The sequence below is a fragment of the Streptomyces sp. NPDC089799 genome, assembly GCF_040684755.1.
GTDB lineage: Bacteria > Actinomycetota > Actinomycetes > Streptomycetales > Streptomycetaceae > Streptomyces.
Genome location: NZ_JBFBGR010000006.1, coordinates 229,728 through 252,506, shown reverse-complemented (window position 1 = coordinate 252,506; position 22,779 = coordinate 229,728). Strand labels below are relative to the sequence as shown.

Genomic DNA, 22,779 nt, shown 5'->3' with positions numbered 1-22,779 from the left:
GTCCTTTGGCACCTTTGTGTCCTTGTGGCGAACACCATGCGTCGCGCGGACCACCAGCCAGCCATCGGAAGTACGGGAAGAGATGTCGGCACCGAACAAGTCGTACGACCCTGTCGAGGTCGAGGCACTGAAACCGGAAGAGATCGAGCGCATGCGGGACGAGGCGCTCGCCGCCTTCGCGGCCGCCGGCGACCTCGACGCACTGGCGCACGCGAAGACCGCCCACACCAGCGGAACCTCGCCCCTGGCCCTCGCCAACCGCGAGATCGGCGCGCTGCCGCCCCAGGCCAAGGCCGAGGCCGGCAAGCGGATCGGCCAGGCCCGCGGCGCCGTGAACAAGGCGTTCGCGGAGCGCCTCGCGCAGCTCGAAACGGAGCGCGACGAGCGGGTGCTGGTCGAGGAGGCGGTGGACGTCACGCTGCCGTACGACCGGATCCCGTCCGGCGCCCGGCACCCCCTGACCACGCTGATGGACCGCATCGCGGACGTCTTCGTGTCCATGGGCTACGAGGTGGCCGAGGGCCCCGAGGTCGAGGCGGAGTGGTTCAACTTCGACGCCCTCAACTTCACGCCCGACCACCCGGCGCGCCAGATGCAGGACACCTTCTTCGTCCGGGGCCCCGAGGGCACCGAGGGCGACGAGTCCGGCGTCGTGCTGCGCACCCACACCTCCCCGGTGCAGGCGCGCGCCCTGCTGGAGCGCCGCGAGCCGCCCGTCTACATCGTGTGCCCCGGCCGCGTGTACCGGACCGACGAGCTGGACGCCACCCACACCCCCGTGTTCCACCAGGTCGAGCTGCTCGCCGTGGACAAGGGCCTGACCATGGCCGACCTCAAGGGCACCATCGACCACATGGTCAAGGAGCTCTTCGGCGAGGACACCACCACCCGGCTCCGCCCGCACTTCTTCCCGTTCACCGAGCCGTCCGCCGAGATGGACATGCAGTGCTACGTGTGCCGCGGCGAGTCGGTGGGCAACCCCGACCGCCCCTGCCGCACCTGCTCCAGCGAGGGCTGGATCGAGCTCGGCGGCTGCGGCATGGTCAACCCCAAGGTGCTGGTGGCCTGTGGCGTGGACCCCGAGGTCTACTCCGGCTTCGCCTTCGGGTTCGGCATCGAGCGGATGCTGATGTTCCGCCACAACGTTGAAGACATGCGAGACATGGTCGAGGGTGACATCCGGTTCACCCGGCCGTTCGGGATGGAGATCTGATGCGGGTCCCGCTTTCCTGGCTGCGGGAGTACGTCGACCTCCCCGCCGGCACCACCGGCCGCGACGTGGCCGCCAAGCTGATCGACGCCGGCCTGGAGGTCGAGACCGTCGAGCAGCTCGGCGGGATCAAGGGCCCCCTGGTCGTCGGCAAGGTGCTCACCATCGAGGAGCTGGAGGGCTTCAAGAAGCCGATCCGCTTCTGCACCGTCGACGTCGGCGCCGCCAACGGCACCGGCGAGCCGCAGGAGATCGTCTGCGGCGCCCGGAACTTCGCCGTCGGCGACAAGGTCGTCGTGGTCCTCCCCGGCGCCGTCCTGCCCGGCGACTTCGCGATCGCCGCGCGCCAGACGTACGGCAAGACCTCGCACGGCATGATCTGCTCCGACAGCGAGCTGGGCATGCCCGACGACGGCTCGCACGGCATCATCGTGCTGCCGCCGGAGCACGAGGCCGGCACCGACGCCATCGAGCTGCTGGAGCTCGTCGACGAGGTCCTGCACATCGACGTCACCCCGGACCGCGGCTACTGCATGTCCATGCGCGGCATCGCCCGCGAGATCGCCACCGCCTACGGGCTGCCGCTGCGCGACCCCGCGCTGCTCGACGTCCCGGCGCCGAACTCCTACGGCTACCCGGTCAAGGTCGAGGACCCGGCCGGCTGCGACCGCTTCACCGCCCGCACGGTCGTCGGCCTCGACCCCGAGGCCCGCTCCCCGATCTGGCTGCAGCGCCGCCTGCAGAAGGCCGGCATGCGCCCGATCTCGCTGGCCGTGGACGTCACCAACTACGTGATGCTGGAGCTCGGCCAGCCGCTGCACGCCTACGACCGCTCCCGCGTCGACGGCACCATCGGCGTCCGCCGCGCCGAGCAGGGCGAGAAGTTCACCACCCTCGACGGGGTCGTCCGTACCCTCGACGCCGAGGACCTGGTGATCACCGACGCGAGCGGGCCGATCGGCCTCGCCGGCGTCATGGGCGGCGCCAACTCCGAGATCGCCGACTCCGTGACCGACCCCGAGACGGGCCTGGTCACCGGCACCACCGAGGTGGTCATCGAGGCCGCGCACTTCGACGCGGTGTCGATCTCCCGGACCGCCCGCCGGCTGAAGCTGTCCTCCGAGTCCTCCAAGCGCTTCGAGCGCGGCGTGGACCCGCAGGCCGCGGCCGCCGCCGCGCAGCGCACCGTCGACCTGCTGGTGCTGCTGGCCGGCGGCACCGCCGAGGCCGGCGTCACCGAGGTCGCCGCCCCGGCCGCCCCGCGCACCATCGCGATGCGCGCGGACCACCCGGACCGGGTCGCGGGCATGGACTACGGCCGCGAGACCGTCGTCCGCCGCCTCCAGGAGATCGGCTGCGCCGTCCACGGCCAGGACGAGCTCGTCGTCACGGTCCCGAGCTGGCGCCCGGACCTCGCCGCGCCCAACGACCTCGCCGAGGAGATCATCCGGCTGGAGGGCTACGTCAACCTGCCCTCCACGCTGCCGCAGGTGCCCTCCGGCCGGGGCCTGACCCCGCGCCAGGTGCTGCACCGCCGGGTCGGCCGCGCGCTCGCCGGGGCCGGCTACGTCGAGGCGCTCAGCTACCCGTTCATCGGCGAGAAGGTCTTCGACCAGCTCCAGCTGCCCGCGCACGACGCCGCCCGCCAGGTGGTCAAGCTGGTCAACCCGCTGTCCGACGAGGAGCCGGCGCTGCGCACCACGCTGCTGCCGGGCCTGCTGGGCGCGCTGCGCCGCAACGACAGCCGGGGCAGCCACGACCTCGCCCTGTTCGAGACCGGTTCGGTCTTCCGGGCCGGCGCCCGGCCGGGCCTCGCGGTCCGGCTGCCGGTGGACCGCCGTCCCACCGACGAGGAGATCGCCACCCTCGACGCGGCCCTGCCCGCCCAGCCGCGCTACGCCGCGGTCGTGCTGGCCGGTGCCCGCGAGCAGGCCGGCTGGTGGGGCAAGGGCCGCCCGTCGGACTGGGCGGACGCGGTCGAGGCCGCCCGCTCGCTGGCCCGCGAGGCCGGTACCGAGCTGGTGATCCGCGGGGGCCAGTACGGTCCGTGGCACCCCGGCCGGTGCGCCGAGCTGATCGTCACCCTCAACGGGGTGGAGACGGTCATCGGCCACGCCGGTGAGCTGCACCCGCGGGTGGTCAAGGCGATGGGCCTGCCGGCCCGGACCTGCGCCATGGAGATCGACCTGGACCGCCTCGCGGCGGCCGGCGGCGAGCCGGTGACGGCCCCGCGGATCTCCTCCTTCCCGGTGGCCACCCAGGACGTCGCGCTGGTCGTCGACGCCTCGGTGCCGGCCACCACGGTGGAGGCCGCACTCCGCAAGGGTGCGGGCGAACTGCTCGAATCGCTCCGCCTGTTCGACGTCTTCACCGGCGAGCAGATCGGCGAGGGCAAGAAGTCCCTGGCGTACGCGCTGCGCTTCCGCGCCCCCGACCGCACGCTGACGGCCGAGGAGTCCACGGCCGCCCGCGACGCGGCGGTGGCGCTGGCGTCGGAGCGCACCGGGGCGGTGCTGCGCGGGGCGTGAGCCCTGCCGCACGACCGAGCTGAGGGGCGCGTCCGGGAGCACCGGACGCGCCCCTTTCCGTTTTTCCGGGGATCCGGCGATTCCTCACTCATTCGGGTGAGAACGCCGGTGACCCGTGTCCCGCGCAGCGGGTGGTCGACACAATCGTTCCCGGCCGAGGGGAGGCCGGAAAGAGATGACGATGCGCGGGGAGATGCCCCGGGTGCGCCAGGCGTGCGTCCTCGCATGGGGCGGTGCCGCGGTGTCCTGGGAGCTGTCCTCCCCGGGAGCACTGGTGCCGAGCCTGGCGACGTGCGCGGCGTTCCTGATGCTGGCGGGCGGCAGCGTGCTGCACATCCGGCAGCGGCTGCTCGAAGAGCTGCGCCGCACCCGGGAGATCGCCGGCGCCGCCCAGCAGGCCCTGCTCCGGCCGCTGCCGCCGCGTGTCGACGGCCTGGCGCTGGCCGCGGTGCACGGGGCGGAAGTGGGCGGCGACCTCTACGACGCGCTGCCGACGCCCCACGGGGTGCGGGTGGTCATGGGCGACGTACGGGGACACGGGGCGCCGGCGCTGGGCGCGGCGGCGGCGGTCCTCGGGGCGTTCCGGGAGGCGGCGTACGACGAGCCGGCCCTGGCGGGGGTGCTGCGGCGGATGGAACGCGCGCTGGCCCGCCACCTGCGGGACCGGGCCGCGCTGGAGCACCTCGTGGGGGGCGCGGAGGCGGAGTCCCCGCTCGCGGAGGAGTTCGTGACCGTCCTCCTGCTGGAGATCGGCCGCGACGGCACCCTGACCGCCCTGAACTGCGGCCACCCCTGGCCCTACCACCTCCCGGCGACCGCCTCGGCGCCGACGCCCGCCCCACCGCTGTCCGGCGACCCCGGCCTGCCTGGCGTGCCCGCGGTGCCGTCCGTGCCTGGCGAGCTCGCGGTGCCTGGTGTGCCCGAGGTGCCGTCCGTGGCCGGCGTGCCCGCGGTGCGCGTGCCCGCGGTGCCGTCCGTGTCTGGCGAGCCCGGCGTGTCCCGCGCCCCCGCGGTGTCGTCCGCGGTCGGGGTGCCGGCGGTGCTGCCGGCGCCCGGTGAGCTCGGTGATCCCGCGGTGCCGGCCGTGCCCGCCGTGCCGGGCGTGCCGGCGGCGTCGGGCGTGCCGGCCGTGTTCGGTGTGTCTGTGGTGCCCGGTGCGTCTGGCGTGCCCGCGGTGTCGGCGGTGCCGTCCGTTCCCGGTGAGCCCGTGGGGCCCGCTGTGCGCACGGCGTCTGGCGTGTTCGGCGTGCCTGTGGCGCCCTGTACGTCTGGCGAGCCGGTGGCGTCCGGCGAGTCGGCGGTGTCGGGTGAGTCGGCGGTCCCCGCTGCGCCCGGTGTGCCCGTGGTGCCGTCCGAGTCCGGCGGGTCCGCCGTACTCGGGGCGCCCGCGGAGCCCGAGGCGTCCGGCGTGCGCGCCGTGCCGGGCGAACCCGCGGTGTTCGGTGCGTCCAGCAGCGAGCCCGCGGTCTTTGGCCTGTCCGCAGTGTCCGGTGCGTCCGCAGTGTCTGCGGTGCCCGGTGCACCCGGTGTCCCGGGGGGCTGCGGCGTGCCGTTCGAGGCCCCGGTCGTCGGCGTGGGCGATGTGGCCGGCGTGCCCGCCGCGGGCTGTGATTTCCCCACCCCGCCCCTTCCCCAAACCGGGGCGGAGCCCCGGACCCCGGCCGGGGCCGAGCCCCGAAGCCCCGATGGGGCCGGGCCGCTGCCCCAGGCCGGGCCGCTGCCCCAGGCCGGGCCGCTGCCCCAGGCCGGGCCGCTGCCCCAGGCCGGGCCCCAGCCCCAGGCCGGGCCGCTGCCCCAGGCCGGGCCCCAGCCCCAGGCCGGGCCGCTGCCCCAGGCCGGGGCCGCGCCCCGGAGCCGGGTGCTCTCGGCCCGCTGCGCGGTCCCGATCCAGCCATCGGCCGCCCGTGCCGGCACAGGGAGCCGGTCGGCTGCCGCCGGTACCGGGGCCCGCGTGGGTTCCGGGGCGCAGCCCCACCAGGTGTCCAAGGCGGAGCCCAGCCCGAGGCTCGGGGCGGAGCCCGACGACGGGTCCGGGGCAGAGGCCAATGCAATGCCCGGGGCAGAGGCCCACGTGGCTCAGGGGGCAGGGACCCACGTGGCGCCCGGGGCCGTGCCCCATGCAATGCCCGGGGTGGAGTCCCGTGCGGGGAGCGGGGCGAAGATGCCTGAACGGTCTTGGGCGGAGGCTCACAACGGGTCCGGGGCTGAGCCTCACGAGGGCTCTGGGGCTGACACCCGCGCGGGGTTCGAGGCGAAGGCATCCGAGAGGTCCGGGGCAGCGCCCCACGAGGCGGCCGAAACAGAGCCCCTCGACGGGGCCGGCGCGGAGCCGCACGCGGTGTCCGGTGCAGAGCGCCACGAGGGTTCCGGGGCCGAACCCCTCAACGGGGCCGGGGCGGGGACCCAGGTGGAATCCGGGGCGGCGCCCCGATGGGGGCGCGGGGCGGAGCCTCACGACAGGGCCGGGGCTGAGCCCCATGTCGCATCAGCGACGGAGTCCCGTACGGGGGTTGGGACGGAGCCCCATGAGGGGTCCGGGGCGGAGTCCTGTGTGGGGTCCGGGGCGGAGTCCCGGTTTCGGGAAGGGGCGGGGTGGGGGAAAGCCCCGCAGGGGGACGCGGCGGAGCCGCGGGCCGACGCGCAGCGGACGCAGCACGGCGCCCCGCACCCACCCGCGGAGCCGAAGCGGCTGGACGGCGGCGAGACCCTGCCGCCCCTCGGCGTATGGCCGCTGCCGGACGAACTCGCGGCGCAGAACTGCGGAAAGCTCCGCCACGGCGAAGGGCTGTTCCTGCACACCGACGGCGCCGCCGAGGCCCGTGACCGCGACGGTCAGCACTTCCCGCTCGGCGAAGCCGTCGCCCGGGCAGCCGCCACCACCGCCACCCCGGCGCAGCTGGTCGCGAGCGTGCACGACGCGCTGCTGCGCCACACCGGAGGGCAACTCTCCGATGACGTCGCCCTGCTGGTGCTGCGCCGGTAGGCGACACCCACCGCTGCTGCGCGCCCACCGCGGCTGCGGCCCACGTGGTGCCGCGGCCCCCGACGGGGCTGCGTCCGCAGGGCGCCCGGGGAGGACGCGTGCCCACCGCGGCTGCGTGCACAGGATGGTGCGGGTGCCTGTACGGGCCGGGTGCGCAGGATGGTGTGGTGCCTGCACAGGCCGGGTGCGCAGGGTGCCCGCCAGGGCCGCGTGCCCAGGGGCTGCGGTGCCCGCGGGGCTGTGTCCCGGCGCTCCTGCGGCGGCCGCCGTACCCGCCGGGGCTGCGTGCCCGCGTGTCGAAGCCGGCCGCCCGTACCCGCGGCGGCCGGGTGCCCGCGGGGGCTGCGGTGCCCGCTGGGCCGTGTCCCGGCACGCCCGCCGTGGTCGCCGGGCCGCCGTATCGCAGGGGCTGCGCGCCAGGGTGGGCCGCCGTGCCCGCCGGTCCTGCACGTCCGCCGTGGTCGCCGTACCCGCGGCGGCCGGGTGCCCGCGGGGGCTGCGGTGCCCGCGGGGCCGTGTCCCGGCACGCCCGCCGTGGTCGCCGGGCCGCCGTATCGCCGGGCCTGCACGCCCGCCGTGGTCGCCGTACCCGTCGGCGCGGTGTGTCCGAGGCGGCTGCGGGCCCGCCGGGGGCCGTGTGTTCGTTGGGCCCGCTCGGGCCGGAGGGCAGGGCGTTGTCGGCGGATGTCCGCGGGCGGTACGCGGGCGGTGCGCGGGCGGTCCGCCCGCTCCGGCGGGGCCGAGGGAGGCCGCGTGGAGCCGGCGGAGCCGCGGTGGGCCGGGCCCGGGTGGGTGGGGGCCGGCCCGGTCCGCCGCGGGCCGGAGACCAACCGGCCGCAGCGGAGCGAGAAGCGCCGCCCGCCTGCCGTGGAGTGTCGGGCAGACAGCAGGACGGGCGGCGCCGTGCGGGCCGTCGCACTGTACGAGGGGGAGCCGACGGCCCGGGCTGCCTCTTGGCGAGGCGAGACCACCAGTCAAGCGCGCCGCCGCACCCCGCGGCAGCGTGCGCGCCGCATTTATGCGCGTACCGGTTTCACACCCCGTGTGAACCGAGCACCCATTAGCCTGGGAGCGACCCTGGAGGGGCCCATGCAGTCCAACGCCCTGCTCGATGCCCTCCTCGCCGAGGCGGGCATGTCCCACGCCGGACTCGCCGCGTACGTGAACCAGGCCGGCCGCGCCCGCGGACTCGCCCTGCGCTACGAACACACCGCCGTGGCCCGCTGGTTGAAGGGTCAGCGACCGCGCGGCCAGGTGCCGGACCTGATCTGCGAGGTGCTCGGGCAGCGGCTGCGCCGCCCGGTCGGACTGGACGACATCGGCCTGGGGCTGCCGGGGCGGAGCACCGCCCCGCACACCACCCCGCTCAGCGGGTTCGTGGACCGCGCCACCGCCCTGTGGCGGACCGACGAACAGAGCCGCCCGCACCTGCTGAGCGCCACCGCGGTCACCGGCACCCCCGCCGTGATCCCCGTATGGGAGTGGGAGAACCCGCCGGAGGACGCGGACGTGTCCCGCGACGGCCCCACCGCCATCGGCCCCGAGCACATCGAGGTCCTGCGCGCCGCCCGGGTCCACTACGAGCTGATGTACCGGCGGGCCGGCGGCATGGCCACCCGCTCGCGGATCGTCCGCTTCCTCGGCACCGAGACCGCGCCCATGCTGCGCGGGAGTTACTCCGACGCGGTCGGCCGGAGACTGCACCGGGCCACCGGGTCGCTGGTGGCGGTCGCGGGCATCTGCGCGTACGACTCCGACGCGCACGGCCTGGCCCAGCGGTACTTCCACCAGGCGCTGCGGCTCGCCAAGGCCAGCGGGGACCGCGGGCTCGGCGCGTACGTGATCGCCCTGATCGTCAACCAGTCCCTGCACCTGCGGGAGTTCCGGCAGGCGGTGGCCTTCGCGGAGGCGGCGCTGCGGGCGGCCGGCCGGGACACCACCCCCGCGCTGGCCGCCGACCTGTACGCGATGCAGGCCAAGGCGTACGCCCAACTCGGCGACACCCGCGCCGCGCTGGCCTGCATCCGGCACGCGGAGGGGGCCGCCGAGCGGATCCGGCCGGGCAGCGAACCGGATGAGACCGGCTACGTACAGCCGGGCCTGGTCAACGTCCAGGTGGCGGAGGCGTTGCTCAGTCTGGGCGATCTCGACGGGGCCCACGAGCAGGCCGCGACGGCGGTCGGGACACCCGCGCACGACCGGGGGCGGGTGCACCGGCTGGCCATGCTGTGCGAGGTCCAGCTGCGCCAGGGGGAGGCGGACCGGGCGGTGGCCGCGGTGGCCGAAATGGCCGAAACGGCCAAGGGGATGGAGTCGCTGCGGCTGCGCGACCGGCTGCGGACGGTCCGGGAACAGCTGCTGGCCAGCGGCTGCGCCGATGCGGAGGAGACCGCCCAGCTCATCGACGGGGCGTTGCGCGTTCCGCTGTGAGCGCCCCGGCTGCTGCCATGTTGCCACCTGATCGAACGGAAGGTGGCAGAACCGTGCAGTGGACGAACCTGAGCGAACAGACCGTGTACAAGAACCGCTGGTTCGATGTGAACCTCGCGGACGTGGAACTTCCCGACGGCCGGCACCTGGACCACTTCGTCATACGCCTGCGGCCGGTCGCCGTCGCCACGGCCGTCAACGGGGCCGACGAGGTGCTGCTGCTGTGGCGGCACCGCTTCATCACCGACAGCTGGGGCTGGGAGCTCCCCGCCGGAGTGGTCGAGGACGGCGAGGAACCGGCGCTCGCCGCCGCCCGGGAGATGGAGGAGGAATCGGGCTGGCGTCCCGGCCCGCTGCACCACCTGATGACCGTGGAGCCCGCCAACGGGCTCACCGACGCCCGCCACCACCTCTTCTGGGCGGACAGTGCGACGTACACCGGCCCGCCCGAGGACGCCTTCGAGTCCTCGCGCCGGGAATGGGTGCCGCTCGAGCTCGTGCCCGACATGATCGCGCGCGGAGAGGTCCCGGCCGCCAACATGGCGGCCGGGCTGCTCCTGCTGCACCACCTCAGGCTGGGGTAGTCATACGGGCCGGTCGGCACGGGCCCGCCGGCGCGGGCCGTCAGTTGTACGCGTAGAAGCCCGAGCCGGTCTTGCGGCCGAGGCGGCCCGCGTCGACCATCCGCTGCAGCAGCGGGGGAGCCGCGTACAGCGGCTCCTTGTACTCCGCGTACATGGAGTCGGCGATCGAGGCGATCGTGTCCAGGCCGATCAGGTCCGAGAGCTTGAGCGGACCCATCGGGTGGGCGCAGCCGAACTCCATGCCGTTGTCGATGTCCTCGCGGCTGGCGATGCCCGACTCGAACATCCGGATGGCGGACAGCAGGTACGGCACGAGGAGCGCGTTCACCACGAAACCGGACCGGTCCTGGGCGCGGATGGCGTGCTTGCCCAGGACGTCGTGCACCAGGGCCTCGGCCCGCTTGACCGTTTCGTCGCCGGTGGTCAGGGCCGGGATCAGCTCGACGAGCTTCTGGACCGGTGCCGGGTTGAAGAAGTGGATGCCGATGACCTGGTCCGGGCGCGAGGTGGCGACGGCCAGCTTCACCAGCGGGATGGAGGAGGTGTTCGAGGCGATGATGGCGTCGGGACGCGTCAGCACCTGGTCGAGCACCTGGAAGATCTCGGTCTTGACCTTCTCGTTCTCCACGACCGCCTCGATGACCAGGTCGCGGTCCGCGAACTCGCCGAGGTCGGTGGTGAAGCTGAGCCGCGCCAGGGTGGAGTCGCGCTCCTCGTCCGTGATCTTGCCGCGTTCGGCGGCCTTGCGGAGCGAGTTGACCAGACGGGTGCGTCCGATCTCCAGGGCCTCGCCGGTGGTCTCGGCGACCTTGACCTCAAGGCCGCTGCGGGCGCACACCTCGGCGATTCCGGCGCCCATCTGGCCGCAGCCCACTACGCCGACGCGTGTGATGTCGGAAGGGAGGTCAGTCACTTCGTGCCTTTCGCTGGCTCAACGGGTCGGCGGGTCCCCCGTATGGTTCCGGCGCCCGCCACGCCCCCCGACGTTACTCCCGGCCTTGCCGCTCCGGATCCGCCGGGGCGGGCATGCTGGGCGCACACGACGGATTGTCGCTCAACGTAGGGGAGCAGTCACATGACGTATATCGGCCGCCGTAGTCTGCTGGTCACGGCAGCGGGGGTGGTGGCGGCGTCCGCGGCCGGACCGGCCCGGGCGACACCGGGGGAGGGCGTGGCGGACGGGGCGGTGCCGGGCGGCGCCCCGGAGGGCCGGCCGGTGCCGGCCCGGGCGGGAGCCGGGCCCGAGATGCGCGGGATGTGGGTCGCCTCCGTGCACAACGTCGACTGGCCCTCCAGGACCGGGCTGAGTGCGACCCGGCAGCGGGCGGAGCTGATCGGGCTGCTGGACACGGCGGTACGGCGGAAGCTGAACGCCGTGATGCTGCAGGTGCGGCCGACCGCCGACGCGATGTGGCCGGGCGCGCGGGAGCCGTGGTCGCAGTGGCTGACCGGGGTGCAGGGCCGCGATCCCGGCTGGGACCCGCTGGGCACGGCGGTCACCGAGGCGCACGCCCGGGGGCTGGAGCTGCACGCCTGGTTCAACCCCTACCGGGTGGCCAACACGCACACCGACCCCTCCCGGCTGGCGGCCGGGCACCCGGCGCGGACCAACCCGGACTGGACCGTGGCGTACGGCGGGAAGCTCTACTACAACCCGGGCCTGCCCGAGGTCCGGGCCTTCGTGCAGGACGCCATGCTCGACGCGGTCGCCCGCTACCCGCTGGACGCGGTGCACTGGGACGACTACTTCTACCCCTACCCGGTGGAGGGCGAGTACTTCGACGACGACGCGGCCTACGAGGAGTACGGCGACGGCTTCTCCTCGCGTGCCGCCTGGCGCCGGCACAACACCGACACCCTGGTGAAGGAGATGTCCGGGCGGATCGCGCGGGTGCGGCCCGGCGTACGGTTCGGGGTCAGCCCGTTCGGGGTCTGGCGGCACCAGGGCCAGGACCCCCGGGGGTCCCGGACCCGGGCCGGTCTGACCTCGTACGGCGACCTGTACGCGGACACCCGCAAGTGGGTCACCGAGGGCTGGATCGACTACATCACCCCGCAGTGCTACTGGCACATCGGCCACTCCACGGCCGACTACGCCGTACTGGTGCCCTGGTGGGCGGACACCGTCGCGGGCACCGGGGTGGACCTGTACATCGGGGAGGCGCTGTACCGGTGCGAGCGGGACAGTCCGACCACCGCGTGGCGCGACCCGGCGGAGCTGTCACGGCACCTGACGCTGGCGGCCCGGCACAGGGAGGTCCGCGGCCACTGCTTCTTCTCCGCGAAGCAGGTGGCCGCGGATCCCATCGGTGCCATGGCCAGGGTCGTCTCGGACCACTACCCGGCGGCGGTGCCGCCGCGCTGACCGCCCGGGGTCAGCGGAAGGGGGTCGTGGACGGCGGTTCCCTGTGCGCGGGCTCGGCGGGGTGCCGGACGACGCAGTCCGGCCCGGGGGACATGATGGCCTCGTGGCCGTCCGGGAAGTGGACGCGGTAGGGGGGCGCGCCGTCCTCTCCCAGGACCTGGGTGATCTCGCCGATCTTGTCGTGCTGGCCCACGACCCTGCCGTGCTGTACCAGCTGGTCGCCCTCGGTCGCTCGCATGCTGACCTCCCTGGAGCCGGTCCGATCCGGTGACGTCAGTTTACGGCGATTCGCCCCGATTCCACCCGGGGAGGGCGGCCCCGCGGCCGCTCAGCCGCGGGACGCCGACCGCTGGGTGACCACGATGCAGACCAGCACCGCGCAGGCGGCGAGCGGCGCGGCCGGGGTGAGCCGCTCGCCCAGCAGGACCACCGACCAGACCAGGGTCAGCAGGGGCTGCGCCAGCTGCAGCTGGCTGGCGCGGGCCGCACCGATCCTGGCCATGCCCCGGTACCAGACGTACAGGCCGAGGAAGGTGGACCCGGCGGCCGCCCAGACCAGCCCGGCCACCCCCTGTCCGGTCAGCAGGACGGGTTCCGCGGCCAGCCCGGCCGCGGCCCCCGCGAGGGCCAGGGGCAGGCACAGCACCAGCGCCCAGCCGATGACCTGCCAGCCGGGCATCACCTTCGCCAGCCGGCCGCCCTCGGTGTAACCGGCCGCGCAGGCCAGCAGGGCCGCGAAGAGGAAGCCGTCGCCGGCCGACGGGGCGCCGCCGCTCTGCGCCAGGGCGAAGGCGAGCACCACGACGGCCCCGGCGACCGCGGCCGCCCAGAAGGTCCGGGACGGCCGGGTGCCGGTGCGCAGTGCGGAGAACGCGGCGGTGGTGAGCGGCAGCAGGCCCACCACCACGGCGGCGTGGGAGCTGCTGGAGGTCTGCAGGGCCAGGGTGGTCAGCACCGGGAAGCCGATGACCACGCCGCCGGCCACCACGGCCAGCCCCGCCCGGTGCTCGCGGGCGGGCAGCGGGACCCGCTTCGCCAGCAGGAACCCGGCGGCGATCAGCGCGGCCAGCACGGTGCGCAGCGAGACCAGGGACCAGGGGCCGAAGCTGTGCAGGCCCCAGACGGTGGAGGGGAAGGTCAGCGAGAAGGCGAACACGCCGAGCACGGCGAACGCGGTGCCGGCCCGCGCCGAGCCGCCGGCCGCAGTGGCACCCGCGGCACTCGGGCCGCTCGCGCCGCCGGTGGCACCCGTGCCGCCGTCCACTGCGCCGCCCGCCGGAAGCGGGTGGGTGGTCCGGGGAACTGCTACTGCGGGCGAACCGATAGCGCTATTCTGAGCTCTCATGTATGAGCGTAGCAGTGTGACGGAACTGGCCGAATCACTGAGGTCGGAACTCGACCGCTATCCAGTGGGTGGAAAACTGCCGTCCAGCCGGGCCCTGGTCGAGCGCTACCGGGTCAGCCCGGTCACCGTCTCCCGCGCCCTCGCCCAGCTCGCCGCCGAGGGCCTGGTCGTCACCCGGCCCGGAGCCGGAGCCTTCCGGGCCCAGCCCCGCACCACCCCGGACCGGCCCGCGGGGGACACCTCCTGGCAGGAGGTCGCCCTCAGCGCGGAGACCGCCGGCGAATCCGTCCCGCGCTCCGTGGACGCCTCCGGCGTGCTGGTCTCGCTCGCCGCGCCCCCGCCCGGCGTGATCGAGCTCAACGGCGGCTACCTGCACTCCTCGCTGCAGCCGGAGCGGGCCATGGCCGCCGCCCTGGCCCGGGCCGGCCGGCGCCCCGGCGCCTGGTCCCGGCCGCCGGTGGAGGGGCTGACCGAGCTCCGCTCCTGGTTCGCCCGGGAGATCGGCGGATCGGTCACCGCCGCCGACGTGCTGGTCACCGCGGGCGGCCAGAGCGCCCTGACCACCGCCCTGCGGGCCCTCGCGCCCCCCGGCGCCCCGGTGCTGGTGGAGTCCCCGACCTACCCCGGCCTGCTCGCCATCGCCCGCGCCTCGGGCTGCCGCCCGGTCCCGGTCCCGGCCGACGAGGACGGCGTACGCCCGGACCTGCTGGCCGCCGCCTTCGAAGCCACCGGCGCGCGGGTGTTCGTGTGCCAGCCGCTCTTCCGGAACCCGACCGGCGCGGTGCTCGCCGACGCGCGGCGGGCCGAGGTGCTGCGCATGGCGCGGGAGGCGGGCGCCTTCGTCGTCGAGGACGACTATGCGCGGTCCCTGGCCCACGAGGACTCCGGTCCGCTGCCCGGCACCCTGGCCGCCGAGGACGACGACGGGGTGGTGGTGCACGTCCGCTCGCTGACCAAGGCCACCTCGCCCAGCCTCCGGGTGGGTGCGCTCTCCGCGCGCGGCCCGGTCCTCGACCGGCTGCGGGCGATCCAGGTGGTGGACAGCTTCTTCGTGCCCAGGCCGCTCCAGGAGGCCGCCCTGGAGCTCGTCGGCGCCCCCGCCTGGCCCCGCCACCTGCGGGACGTGGCCGTCGAGCTCAGGCACCGCCGGGAGGTGCTCGCCGGGGCGCTGCGCCGGGAGCTGCCCGGTCTGACGCTGACCCATCTGCCGCGCGGCGGATACCAGTTGTGGGTGCGGCTGGCCGAGGGCGCGGACGAGGCGGGGTTCGTGGCCGGGGCCCTGCGCGCCGGAGTGGCGGTCGCGCCCGGCCGCCCGTACTTCTGCGCCGAGCCCCCGGGCCCGTACGTCCGGCTCAGCTTCGCCGGGGTGGCCGGTACGGCCGAACTCACCGAGGGGGTGCGGCGGCTCGCGGCCGGACAGTCGTAGGGCCGCCCGGCGCGGGCCCGGCAGCGGGCCGGGCGGGCAGCGGGGCGGCGGGGCCCGGTGGCGCGCGGAGCGGCCGCCCCGGGACGGTCCGATATCCGGAGGCGGACGTCCGCGGATGCGTCCTAGCCTGGCCGGATGACCGAGACAGTGATCACGACCATCGCCGACCGTCCCGAACTGACCGACAGGCTGTGGGACATGGCGGACTCCTGGCCGAAGTTCTCACTTGAGGACCCGGTGAGCTACCTGCTCTACGGCCGGATGGTCAAGGAGCTCCCGGAGTACGTCTTCATCGCCACCGAGGGCGACACCGTGGTGGCGCGCGCCTTCAGCGTGCCCTTCGCGCTGCACGCCGAGGGGCGGGGCGAGCTGCCGGCCCGCGGCTGGGACCAGGTCCTGCTGTGGGCCTTCGCCGACCTGCGGCACGACCGCGCGCCGGACACGGTCAGCGCGATCGAGATCAGCGTGGCCGCGGACCGGCAGGGCCGGGGGCTCTCCGGCCGGATGCTGGCGGCCATGCGGGAGAACGCCAGGTCACACGGGTTCGCCGAGGTGGTGGCCCCGGTGCGGCCCAACCGGAAGTCCGCCGAGCCGGACGCCTCGATACACGAGTACGCGTACCGGACCCGGGAGGACGGCCTGCCGCACGACCCCTGGCTGCGGGTCCACGTCCGTGCGGGCGGGGTCATCGACTCGGTCGCCCCGGCGTCCATGACCATCTCCGGTTCGCTGGCGGAGTGGCGCTCCTGGACCGGGCTGCCCTTCGACCGGCCGGGTCCGGTGCACGTCCCCGGTGCCCTGGTGCCCGTCGACTGCGACCCCGAACAGGGCTTCGCCGTCTACGTGGAACCCAACGTCTGGGTGCGCCACCCCCTCGTGGACTGACGCCGTGCGGGGATCGGTGCGAAGATCCTCACTGGGCGAATGCCCCGCCCGAGGGGCCGTGCGCGGACCTGACGGAGGGGCGTGACAGAGGCGTATCCCATGGCTTTGCATAAACGTGCAGGGAAACGTATAGTCATGCCATCTAGGAGGAGGGTTCGATGGTGGTACGTGTAGCGGTGGCCGGTGCGAGCGGATATGCGGGCGGCGAGGTCCTGCGCCTGCTGCTCGCCCACCCCGAGGTCGAGATCGGAGCCCTGACCGGCAACTCCAACGCCGGGCAGCTCCTCGGAGGCCTGCAGCCGCACCTCGTCCCGCTCGCCGGACGCACCCTGGAGCCGACCACCGCCGAGGTCCTCGCCGGCCACGACGTCGTGTTCCTGGCGCTGCCCCACGGGCAGTCCGCGGCCATCGCCGCCCAGCTCGGCGACGACGTCCTCGTCGTCGACATGGGGGCCGACCACAGGCTGCGGAGCGCCGCCGACTGGGAGAAGTTCTACGGCTCCCCGCACGCCGGCACCTGGCCCTACGGCCTGCCCGAACTCCCGGGCCACCGCGCCGCGCTGGAGGGGTCCAAGCGCGTCGCGGTTCCCGGCTGCTACCCGACGGCCGTCTCGCTGGCCCTCGTCCCCGCGTACGCGCAGGGACTCGCCGAGCCCGAGGCCGTCATCGTCGCCGCCACCGGCACCTCCGGCGCGGGCAAGGCCCTCAAGCCGCACCTGCTCGGCTCCGAGGTCATGGGCTCCATGAGCCCGTACGGCGTCGGCGGCGGCCACCGCCACACCCCGGAGATGGCGCAGAACCTCTCCGCCGCGGCCGGCGCCCCCGTCTCCGTCTCGTTCACGCCGACCCTCGCCCCGATGGCCCGCGGCATCCTCGCCACCTGCAGCGCCAAGGCCGTCCCCGGCACCACCGCCGAAGCGGTGCGCGCCGCCTACGAGAAGGCGTACGCCGACGAGCCGTTCGTCCACCTGCTCCCCGAGGGGCAGTGGCCGGCGACCGCCTCGGTCTACGGCTCCAACGCCGTCCAGCTCCAGGTCGCCTACGACGAGACCGCCGGGCGGATCATCGTGGTCAGCGCCATCGACAACCTGACCAAGGGCACGGCGGGCGGCGCCGTACAGAGCATGAACATCGCCCTCGGGCTTCACGAGGGCCTGGGACTTTCCACGATCGGAGTCGCACCGTGAGCGTCACGGCAGCACAGGGATTCACGGCCGCGGGCATCGCGGCCGGGATCAAGGCGAACGGCAACCCGGACCTGGCCCTCGTGGTCAACAACGGGCCGCGTCTGGCCGCGGCGGGCGTCTTCACCTCCAACCGCGTCAAGGCCGCTCCGGTCCAGTGGTCCGAGCAGGTCCTGCGCGGCGGCGCGGTCAGCGCCGTCATCCTCAACTCCGGCGGCGCCAACGCCTGCACCGGCCCCAAGGGCTTCCAGGACACCCACGCCACCGCCGAGAAGGTCGCGGCCGTCCTCAACGGGCGGGGCACGGACGCCGAGCACAACGCCGGAGAGATCGCGGTCGCCTCGACCGGCCTGATCGGCGTCCTGCTCCCCATGGACAAGCTCCTCCCCGGCGTCGAGACCGCGGCGGCCGCCCTCTCCGAGGACGGCGGCGAGTCCGCCGCCATCGCCATCAAGACCACCGACACCGTGCACAAGACGTCCGTGGTCACCAAGGACGGCTGGACCGTCGGCGGCATGGCCAAGGGCGCGGGCATGCTCGCCCCCGGCCTCGCCACCATGCTGGTCGTCCTCACCACCGACGCCGACCTGGACAGCGCCGCGCTCGACACCGCGCTGCGCGCCGCCACCCGGACCACCTTCGACCGGGTGGACTCCGACGGCTGCATGTCCACCAACGACACCGTGCTGCTGCTGGCCTCCGGCGCCTCCGGCGCGGTCCCCGCCGCCGACGAGTTCGCCGAGGCCGTCCGGGCCGTCTGCGACGACCTGGCCCGCCAGCTCATCGGCGACGCCGAGGGCGCGAGCAAGGACATCCGCATCGAGGTCATCGGCGCCGCCACCGAGGACGACGCCGTACAGGTCGGCCGGACCATCGCCCGGAACAACCTGCTCAAGTGCGCCATCCACGGCGAGGACCCCAACTGGGGCCGCGTGCTGGCCGCGATCGGCACCACCTCCGCCGACTTCGACCCGGACCGCCTCAACGTCGCCATCAACGGCGTCTGGGTCTGCAAGAACGGCTCGGTCGGCGAGGACCGCGACCTGGTCTCCATGAAGGACCGCGAGGTCGTCGTCACCGCCGACCTGTCCGCCGGTGCCGCGTCCGCGGTCATCTGGACCAACGACCTGACCTCCGAGTACGTCCACGAGAACAGCGCGTACTCGTCGTGACCGGCACCGCGCGGAAGCACACCGCGCTCCCCAAGGCCCAGACGCTGATCGAGGCCCTGCCGTGGCTCACCCGGCACCACGGCAAGACCGTCGTGATCAAGTTCGGCGGCAACGCCATGGTCAACGAGGAGCTCAAGGCCGCATTCGCCCAGGACGTGGTGTTCCTGCGACACGCCGGCCTCAAGCCGGTCGTGGTGCACGGCGGCGGCCCGCAGATCAACGCGCAGCTGGACCGGCACGGCCTGGTCAGCGAGTTCAAGGCCGGCCTGCGGGTCACCACCGACGAGGCCATGAGCGTCGTACGGATGGTCCTGGCGGGCCAGGTCCAGCGGGAACTGGTCGGCCTGCTCAACCAGCACGGGCCGCTCGCCGTCGGCATGACCGGCGAGGACGCCCACACCATCACCGCGACCCGCCACACGCCCGAGATCGACGGCGAACTCGTCGACATCGGCCGGGTCGGCGAGATCACCGCCATCGAGACCGGGGCCATCGAGGCACTGCTGGCGGACGGCCGGATCCCGGTCATCTCCTCCGTCGCGCGCAGCGCGGAACCGGGCGACACCGGCGTCTTCAACATCAACGCCGACACCGCGGCGGCCGCGCTCGCCGCCGCCCTCGGCGCCGAGACGCTGATGGTCCTCACCGACGTCGAGGGCCTGTACGCGGACTGGCCCAACAGCGACGAGGTGATCAGCCAGCTCACCGCGAGCGAGCTGGAGAAGCTGCTGCCCGAGCTGGCCAGCGGCATGGTCCCCAAGATGGAGGGCTGCCTGCACGCCGTCCGCAACGGCGTGCGCACCGCCCGCGTGATCGACGGGCGGGTCCAGCACTCCATCCTGCTGGAGATCTTCACGGACGAGGGAATCGGCACGATGGTCGTGCCGGACGGGAACGAAGGGGGAGAACAGTGACCGGCAGCACCGGGGGCAACCAGGAGTTCGGCGCACGCTGGCAGAACGCGCTGACCGACAACTACGGCACCCCCGCCGTCGCGCTCGTCCGCGGCGAGGGCGCCCAGGTCTGGGACGCCGACGGCAAGCAGTACACGGACTTCGTCGGCGGCATCGCCGTCAACGCGCTCGGCCACGCCCACCCGGCCGTGGTGGAGGCCGTGACCACGCAGATCTCCACCCTGGGCCACGTGTCCAACCTCTTCGCCTCCGAGCCCGTCCTCGCCCTCGGCGAGCGGCTGCTGCAGCTCTTCGGCCGCGAGGGCAGGGTCTTCTTCTGCAACTCCGGCGCGGAGGCCGTCGAGGCCGCCTTCAAGATCGGCCGGCTGACCGGCCGGACCCACATGGTGGCCACCGACGGGGGCTTCCACGGCCGCACCATGGGCGCCCTCGCGCTCACCGGCCAGCCGAAGAAGCAGGAGCCGTTCCTGCCCCTGCCCGGCGAGGTCACCCACGTCCCCTACGGCGACGTGGAGGCCCTGCGGGCCGCTGTCACGGCGGAGACCGCACTGGTGATCATCGAGCCCGTGCAGGGCGAGAACGGCGTCGTGGTGCCGCCCGCCGGCTACCTGGAGGCCGCCCGGGAGATCACCCGGGCCACCGGCACCCTCCTCGTCCTCGACGAGGTGCAGACCGGCATCGGCCGCTGCGGCCAGTGGTTCGAGCACCAGGCCCACCACGGTGTCGAGCCCGACCTCGTCACCCTCGCGAAGGGCCTGGGCGGCGGACTGCCGCTCGGCGCCGTCGTCGCCTTCGGGGACGCGGCCGCGCTGCTCCGGCCCGGCCAGCACGGCACCACCTTCGGCGGGAACCCGGTGGCCTGCGCCGCCGGCCTCGCCGTGATCGACACGATCGCCGCCGACGGACTGCTCGACCGGGTCAAGGCGCGGGGCGAGCGGCTGCGGGCCGGGATCGAGGGGACGGGGCACCGGCTGGTCTCCCACGTCCGCGGATCCGGCCTGCTGCTGGGTATCGTGCTGACCGAGCCGCTCGCCGCGCAGGTGCAGCAGGCGGCTCAGGAAGCCGGCTTCCTGGTCAACGCGCCCGCCCCCGACGTCGTACGGCTGATGCCCCCGTTCGTCGTTTCGGAGGCCGAGGTGGATGCGTTCACGGCGGCGCTGCCCGGCATCCTGGAAGCGGCAGGCGGGGACGGACGATCCGGGGAATGAGACGACGATGAGCCAGGCGCAGGACAACGAGCAGATCGGGCCGTCGGTCCCGCAGACCCGAACCGCCCGCCACCGCCGGATCGTGGACATCCTCAACCGGCAGCCGGTGCGCTCCCAGAGCCAGCTGGCGAAGCTGCTCGCGGACGACGGGCTGAGCGTCACCCAGGCGACGCTCAGCCGGGACCTCGACGAGCTCGGCGCGGTGAAGATCCGCAACACCGGCGGGGAGCTGATCTACGCGGTACCCAGCGAGGGCGGTTTCCGCACCCCGCAGGCACCGCTGGGCGAATCCGCCAAGGAGGAGCGGATGCGCCGCCTCTCCGGGGAACTGCTGATCTCCGCGGAGGCCTCGGCGAACCTCGTGGTCCTGCGCACCCCTCCGGGCGCGGCCCAGTTCCTGGCCTCGGCCATCGACCAGGCCGAACTGCACGCGGTCCTCGGCACGATCGCGGGCGACGACACGCTGATGCTCATCAGCCGTGACCCGGCGGGCGGCCAGGCCCTGGCCGACCACATGCTGCGCCTGGCGCAGAAGGAGAGCTGAGCCGGAACCCCGGGCCCCCTCCCGTCACCTGCTAGTAGCGGGTGACGGAGAGGGGGCCCGTTTCCGTTCCCACCGCGATGTGCGGCCGGCGGCGGGGGTCAGCCCAGCGCAGGATCGCCCGCATCGCCCGTTCGGGTACGGACACGCAGCCGGCCGTGGCCCCCTTGCCGTGGACGTGCAGGAAGATCCCCGCGCCCCGGTTGCGCACCGGCCGGTCGTAGTTGAAGCCGATGACCAGGGCGTGCGCGTACTGGGCCTCGTACGTCACCAGGTGCTCCGCCTCGCCGGGCCGGCAGTCCCCGGGCAGCGGCTCCGCCCACCGGTTGTACGCGGACGAGGCATTGTCCTGGCACCACCAGGAGTCCGGGGTCACCGGGCGGTACCGGATGCGGGTGCCTGCCGGGGCGCGCCGGATCCCGAAGCCGTACGGCAGGTCGTACAGCCCGGTGGGGGTGGTGCTGGTGCCCTGCCGGCGGCCGGCCCCCTCGGCCAGCCCGTTCGACCCGAAACGGGCCTCCGCACTGCCCGCCTCGAACCAGTGACCGGCGTGCCGTTCCCACCAGGTGACCCGTCCCGTGGCTGAGCCGGGGGCCGGGGCGACGGCGGTGATCAGCTGGCTGCCGCCACCGGTGTCGGCCATCCGGGCGGGCAGCGGGACGGCGAACGGGGGCGGGAGGGACGGGGCGGTGACGAGGGCGAGGCCGACCAGCGTGGCGAGGGCTGTTCTGATCACACGTCAGACACTACGCGGAGGCAGGGGCAGCGGCAGTGCAGGCAGGCCGTCCAGGGACTGTCCGATGTAGTCCTTCTTCTCGCAGTACGCCGCGAACTCGTCGTCCGTCTTCCGGCCGAAGTATTCGGCGTGCAGCGTCCGCTCGTCCCGGTACTCCATCAACGGCACGGCGAACCCGCAGCTGTCGGAGACGCGCTTGGCGCGGACGATGATCACGGCCCGGGCGGAGGGCCCGTCGGCCGCCCCGAACAGCGGGATCAGCTCTCCCCAGCGGGGGTCGTCACGGAACACGGCCTCGCCCTCGCCGTGCACCCGGACGATGGTCGGGGGCCCGTCGAACGAGCACCACATCAGGGTGATCCGGCCGTTCTCCCGGACGTGCGCGATGGTCTCGGCGCCGCTGCCGCCGAAGTCCAGGTAGGCCAGGGTCTGCTCGTCGATGACCACCAGGGTCCCGGCCCGGCCCTTGGGGGAGAGGTTGACGTGCCCGTCGCCGGAGAGCGGGGCGGTGGCGGTGAAGAACAGCGGCTGCGCCTCGATGAAGCGCCGGAGCCTGCCGTCTATGTGCTCATACAGTTTTCCCATGTGATCAGTATCGGAGACCGGCGGTGCGGACACGGAGGATTTCCGGCCGTGGGCGCATCGCCGGCGCCCTTATAGTGGCGCCGGCCTCCGATGTCAAGACACGTATTCCTGTGGCATGACTCCATTTCCCGTGGCGGGTTTATTTGAGGCAGGTCCTCACCGGGGGCAAACGGATTCCCCCGGATTCCCGAACGGAGAATTCCCATGAAGATTTCCCGCAACCTCCTGCTCGCCGCTGCGTCCATGGCGCTGGCCGGCGGTATCGCCCTGCCGGCCACAGCGATGGCCGCCCCGGCCCCGCAGACCGCGCAGACAATGTCGCAGCACCCGCAGACGCCGACCAAGCCCTGCAAGAAGAAGTGCCGGGTGAATACCCCGAACACGCCCAACACCCCGAACACCCCGAACACCCCGGGTGGCGGGAACAACACGCCGAACACGCCGAACACCCCGAATACCCCGAACACTCCGGGTGGTCACGGCAACAACACTCCGAACACGCCTAACACGCCGAACACCCCGAACTCCCCGGGTGGTGGCGGTAACAACACTCCGAACACGCCTAACACCCCCAACACCCCGAACAGCCCGGGTGGTGGCGGTAACAACACTCCGAACACGCCTAACACCCCCAACACCCCGAACAGCCCGGGTGGCGGTGGCAACAACACTCCGAACACGCA

At 73.9% G+C, this 22,779-nt stretch carries 18 protein-coding genes and 2 pseudogenes; 15 read left to right on the top strand and 5 right to left on the bottom strand.

Features of this window, described 5'->3' with window-relative positions:
* Positions 1-82 precede the first annotated feature (82 nt).
* From pheS to AB0O36_RS08600, 6 genes and pseudogenes are all read left to right on the top strand, one after another.
* Positions 83-1,213: a phenylalanine--tRNA ligase subunit alpha gene (gene pheS / locus AB0O36_RS08625; RefSeq protein WP_365106000.1), complete on the top strand. Its 1,131-nt coding sequence runs from the start codon at positions 83-85 to the stop codon at positions 1,211-1,213.
* Positions 1,213-3,738 (top strand): phenylalanine--tRNA ligase subunit beta, encoded by a 2,526-nt coding sequence (pheT, locus tag AB0O36_RS08620; RefSeq protein WP_365105998.1) that lies wholly within the window; start codon positions 1,213-1,215, stop codon positions 3,736-3,738. The genes pheS and pheT overlap by 1 nt, the downstream gene beginning before the upstream one ends.
* Before the next feature lie 175 nt (positions 3,739-3,913).
* A pseudogene (locus AB0O36_RS08615) lies at positions 3,914-4,546 on the top strand (SpoIIE family protein phosphatase); the annotation flags it as partial.
* A gap of 1,242 nt (positions 4,547-5,788) precedes the next feature.
* Complete coding sequence (locus AB0O36_RS08610) at positions 5,789-6,721, top strand: SpoIIE family protein phosphatase (protein WP_365106185.1); 933 nt, start codon at positions 5,789-5,791, stop codon at positions 6,719-6,721.
* Between the two features lie 1,089 nt (positions 6,722-7,810).
* Positions 7,811-9,151 carry a transcriptional regulator gene (locus AB0O36_RS08605; RefSeq protein WP_365105995.1) on the top strand — a complete coding sequence of 447 codons (1,341 nt, stop codon included), beginning with the start codon at positions 7,811-7,813 and terminating at the stop codon, positions 9,149-9,151.
* A 53-nt stretch (positions 9,152-9,204) separates the two neighbouring features.
* Entirely contained in the window at positions 9,205-9,735 is a 531-nt protein-coding gene (locus AB0O36_RS08600) for an NUDIX hydrolase (RefSeq protein ID WP_365105993.1), read from the top strand.
* 40 nt (positions 9,736-9,775) lie between these two features.
* Here the strand turns inward: AB0O36_RS08600 and AB0O36_RS08595 are convergent, their stop codons facing one another.
* A complete protein-coding gene (locus AB0O36_RS08595) occupies positions 9,776-10,648 on the bottom strand; it encodes a 3-hydroxybutyryl-CoA dehydrogenase (RefSeq protein WP_365105990.1) in 873 nt (290 codons plus the stop codon).
* A gap of 162 nt (positions 10,649-10,810) precedes the next feature.
* Between AB0O36_RS08595 and AB0O36_RS08590 the strand changes: the two genes are divergently transcribed.
* A complete protein-coding gene (locus AB0O36_RS08590) occupies positions 10,811-12,100 on the top strand; it encodes a family 10 glycosylhydrolase (protein ID WP_365105987.1) in 1,290 nt (429 codons plus the stop codon).
* Positions 12,101-12,110: 10 nt separating this feature from the next.
* On the opposite strand, the gene AB0O36_RS08585 is transcribed toward AB0O36_RS08590, so the two are convergent.
* Together AB0O36_RS08585 and AB0O36_RS08580 are read right to left on the bottom strand one after the other, a co-directional pair.
* Entirely contained in the window at positions 12,111-12,338 is a 228-nt protein-coding gene (locus AB0O36_RS08585) for a DUF1918 domain-containing protein (RefSeq protein WP_365105984.1), read from the bottom strand.
* A 90-nt stretch (positions 12,339-12,428) separates the two neighbouring features.
* The gene (locus tag AB0O36_RS08580) at positions 12,429-13,445 is read right to left on the bottom strand and encodes a DMT family transporter (RefSeq protein ID WP_365105981.1); all 1,017 of its coding nucleotides are present in this window, start codon (positions 13,443-13,445) and stop codon (positions 12,429-12,431) included.
* Here AB0O36_RS08580 and AB0O36_RS08575 point away from each other — a divergent pair.
* From AB0O36_RS08575 to AB0O36_RS08545, 7 genes are all read left to right on the top strand, one after another.
* Entirely contained in the window at positions 13,444-14,871 is a 1,428-nt protein-coding gene (locus AB0O36_RS08575; RefSeq protein WP_365105978.1) for a PLP-dependent aminotransferase family protein, read from the top strand. The genes AB0O36_RS08580 and AB0O36_RS08575 overlap by 2 nt on opposite strands.
* A gap of 135 nt (positions 14,872-15,006) precedes the next feature.
* On the top strand, positions 15,007-15,756 hold the full coding sequence (locus AB0O36_RS08570; RefSeq protein ID WP_365105975.1) for an N-acetyltransferase: 750 nt from the start codon (positions 15,007-15,009) through the stop codon (positions 15,754-15,756).
* A gap of 158 nt (positions 15,757-15,914) precedes the next feature.
* Positions 15,915-16,943, top strand: coding sequence for an N-acetyl-gamma-glutamyl-phosphate reductase (argC, locus tag AB0O36_RS08565; RefSeq protein ID WP_365105973.1), 1,029 nt, complete (start codon positions 15,915-15,917; stop codon positions 16,941-16,943).
* The gene (argJ, locus tag AB0O36_RS08560; RefSeq protein WP_365105970.1) at positions 16,940-18,112 is read left to right on the top strand and encodes a bifunctional glutamate N-acetyltransferase/amino-acid acetyltransferase ArgJ; all 1,173 of its coding nucleotides are present in this window, start codon (positions 16,940-16,942) and stop codon (positions 18,110-18,112) included. The genes argC and argJ overlap by 4 nt, the downstream gene beginning before the upstream one ends.
* Positions 18,109-19,026, top strand: coding sequence for an acetylglutamate kinase (argB, locus tag AB0O36_RS08555; RefSeq protein ID WP_365105967.1), 918 nt, complete (start codon positions 18,109-18,111; stop codon positions 19,024-19,026). The genes argJ and argB overlap by 4 nt, the downstream gene beginning before the upstream one ends.
* A complete protein-coding gene (locus AB0O36_RS08550) occupies positions 19,023-20,234 on the top strand; it encodes an acetylornithine transaminase (protein WP_365105964.1) in 1,212 nt (403 codons plus the stop codon). The genes argB and AB0O36_RS08550 overlap by 4 nt, the downstream gene beginning before the upstream one ends.
* Positions 20,235-20,241: 7 nt before the next feature.
* Positions 20,242-20,778, top strand: coding sequence for an arginine repressor (locus AB0O36_RS08545; RefSeq protein ID WP_365105961.1), 537 nt, complete (start codon positions 20,242-20,244; stop codon positions 20,776-20,778).
* A 31-nt stretch (positions 20,779-20,809) separates the two neighbouring features.
* Here the strand turns inward: AB0O36_RS08545 and AB0O36_RS08540 are convergent, their stop codons facing one another.
* Entirely contained in the window at positions 20,810-21,487 is a 678-nt protein-coding gene (locus tag AB0O36_RS08540; RefSeq protein WP_365106182.1) for a L,D-transpeptidase family protein, read from the bottom strand.
* A gap of 27 nt (positions 21,488-21,514) precedes the next feature.
* Positions 21,515-22,096, bottom strand: coding sequence for a pyridoxamine 5'-phosphate oxidase family protein (locus AB0O36_RS08535; protein ID WP_365105958.1), 582 nt, complete (start codon positions 22,094-22,096; stop codon positions 21,515-21,517).
* Positions 22,097-22,300: 204 nt separating this feature from the next.
* On the opposite strand from AB0O36_RS08535, the pseudogene AB0O36_RS08530 reads away from it, so the two are divergent.
* Positions 22,301-22,779, top strand: a pseudogene (locus tag AB0O36_RS08530) (hypothetical protein); the annotation flags it as partial.

Coding starts and splice junctions, on each gene's coding strand:
- pheS (WP_365106000.1), top strand. CDS start 83: ATGTCGGCACCGAACAAGTCGTACGACCCTGTCGAGGTCGAGGCACTG.
- pheT (WP_365105998.1), top strand. CDS start 1,213: ATGCGGGTCCCGCTTTCCTGGCTGCGGGAGTACGTCGACCTCCCCGCC.
- AB0O36_RS08610 (WP_365106185.1), top strand. CDS start 5,789: ATGCCCGGGGCAGAGGCCCACGTGGCTCAGGGGGCAGGGACCCACGTG.
- AB0O36_RS08605 (WP_365105995.1), top strand. CDS start 7,811: ATGCAGTCCAACGCCCTGCTCGATGCCCTCCTCGCCGAGGCGGGCATG.
- AB0O36_RS08590 (WP_365105987.1), top strand. CDS start 10,811: ATGACGTATATCGGCCGCCGTAGTCTGCTGGTCACGGCAGCGGGGGTG.
- AB0O36_RS08585 (WP_365105984.1), bottom strand. CDS start 12,338: ATGCGAGCGACCGAGGGCGACCAGCTGGTACAGCACGGCAGGGTCGTG.
- AB0O36_RS08575 (WP_365105978.1), top strand. CDS start 13,444: ATGTATGAGCGTAGCAGTGTGACGGAACTGGCCGAATCACTGAGGTCG.
- AB0O36_RS08580 (WP_365105981.1), bottom strand. CDS start 13,445: ATGAGAGCTCAGAATAGCGCTATCGGTTCGCCCGCAGTAGCAGTTCCC.
- AB0O36_RS08570 (WP_365105975.1), top strand. CDS start 15,007: ATGACCGAGACAGTGATCACGACCATCGCCGACCGTCCCGAACTGACC.
- argC (WP_365105973.1), top strand. CDS start 15,915: ATGGTGGTACGTGTAGCGGTGGCCGGTGCGAGCGGATATGCGGGCGGC.
- AB0O36_RS08545 (WP_365105961.1), top strand. CDS start 20,242: ATGAGCCAGGCGCAGGACAACGAGCAGATCGGGCCGTCGGTCCCGCAG.
- AB0O36_RS08535 (WP_365105958.1), bottom strand. CDS start 22,096: ATGGGAAAACTGTATGAGCACATAGACGGCAGGCTCCGGCGCTTCATC.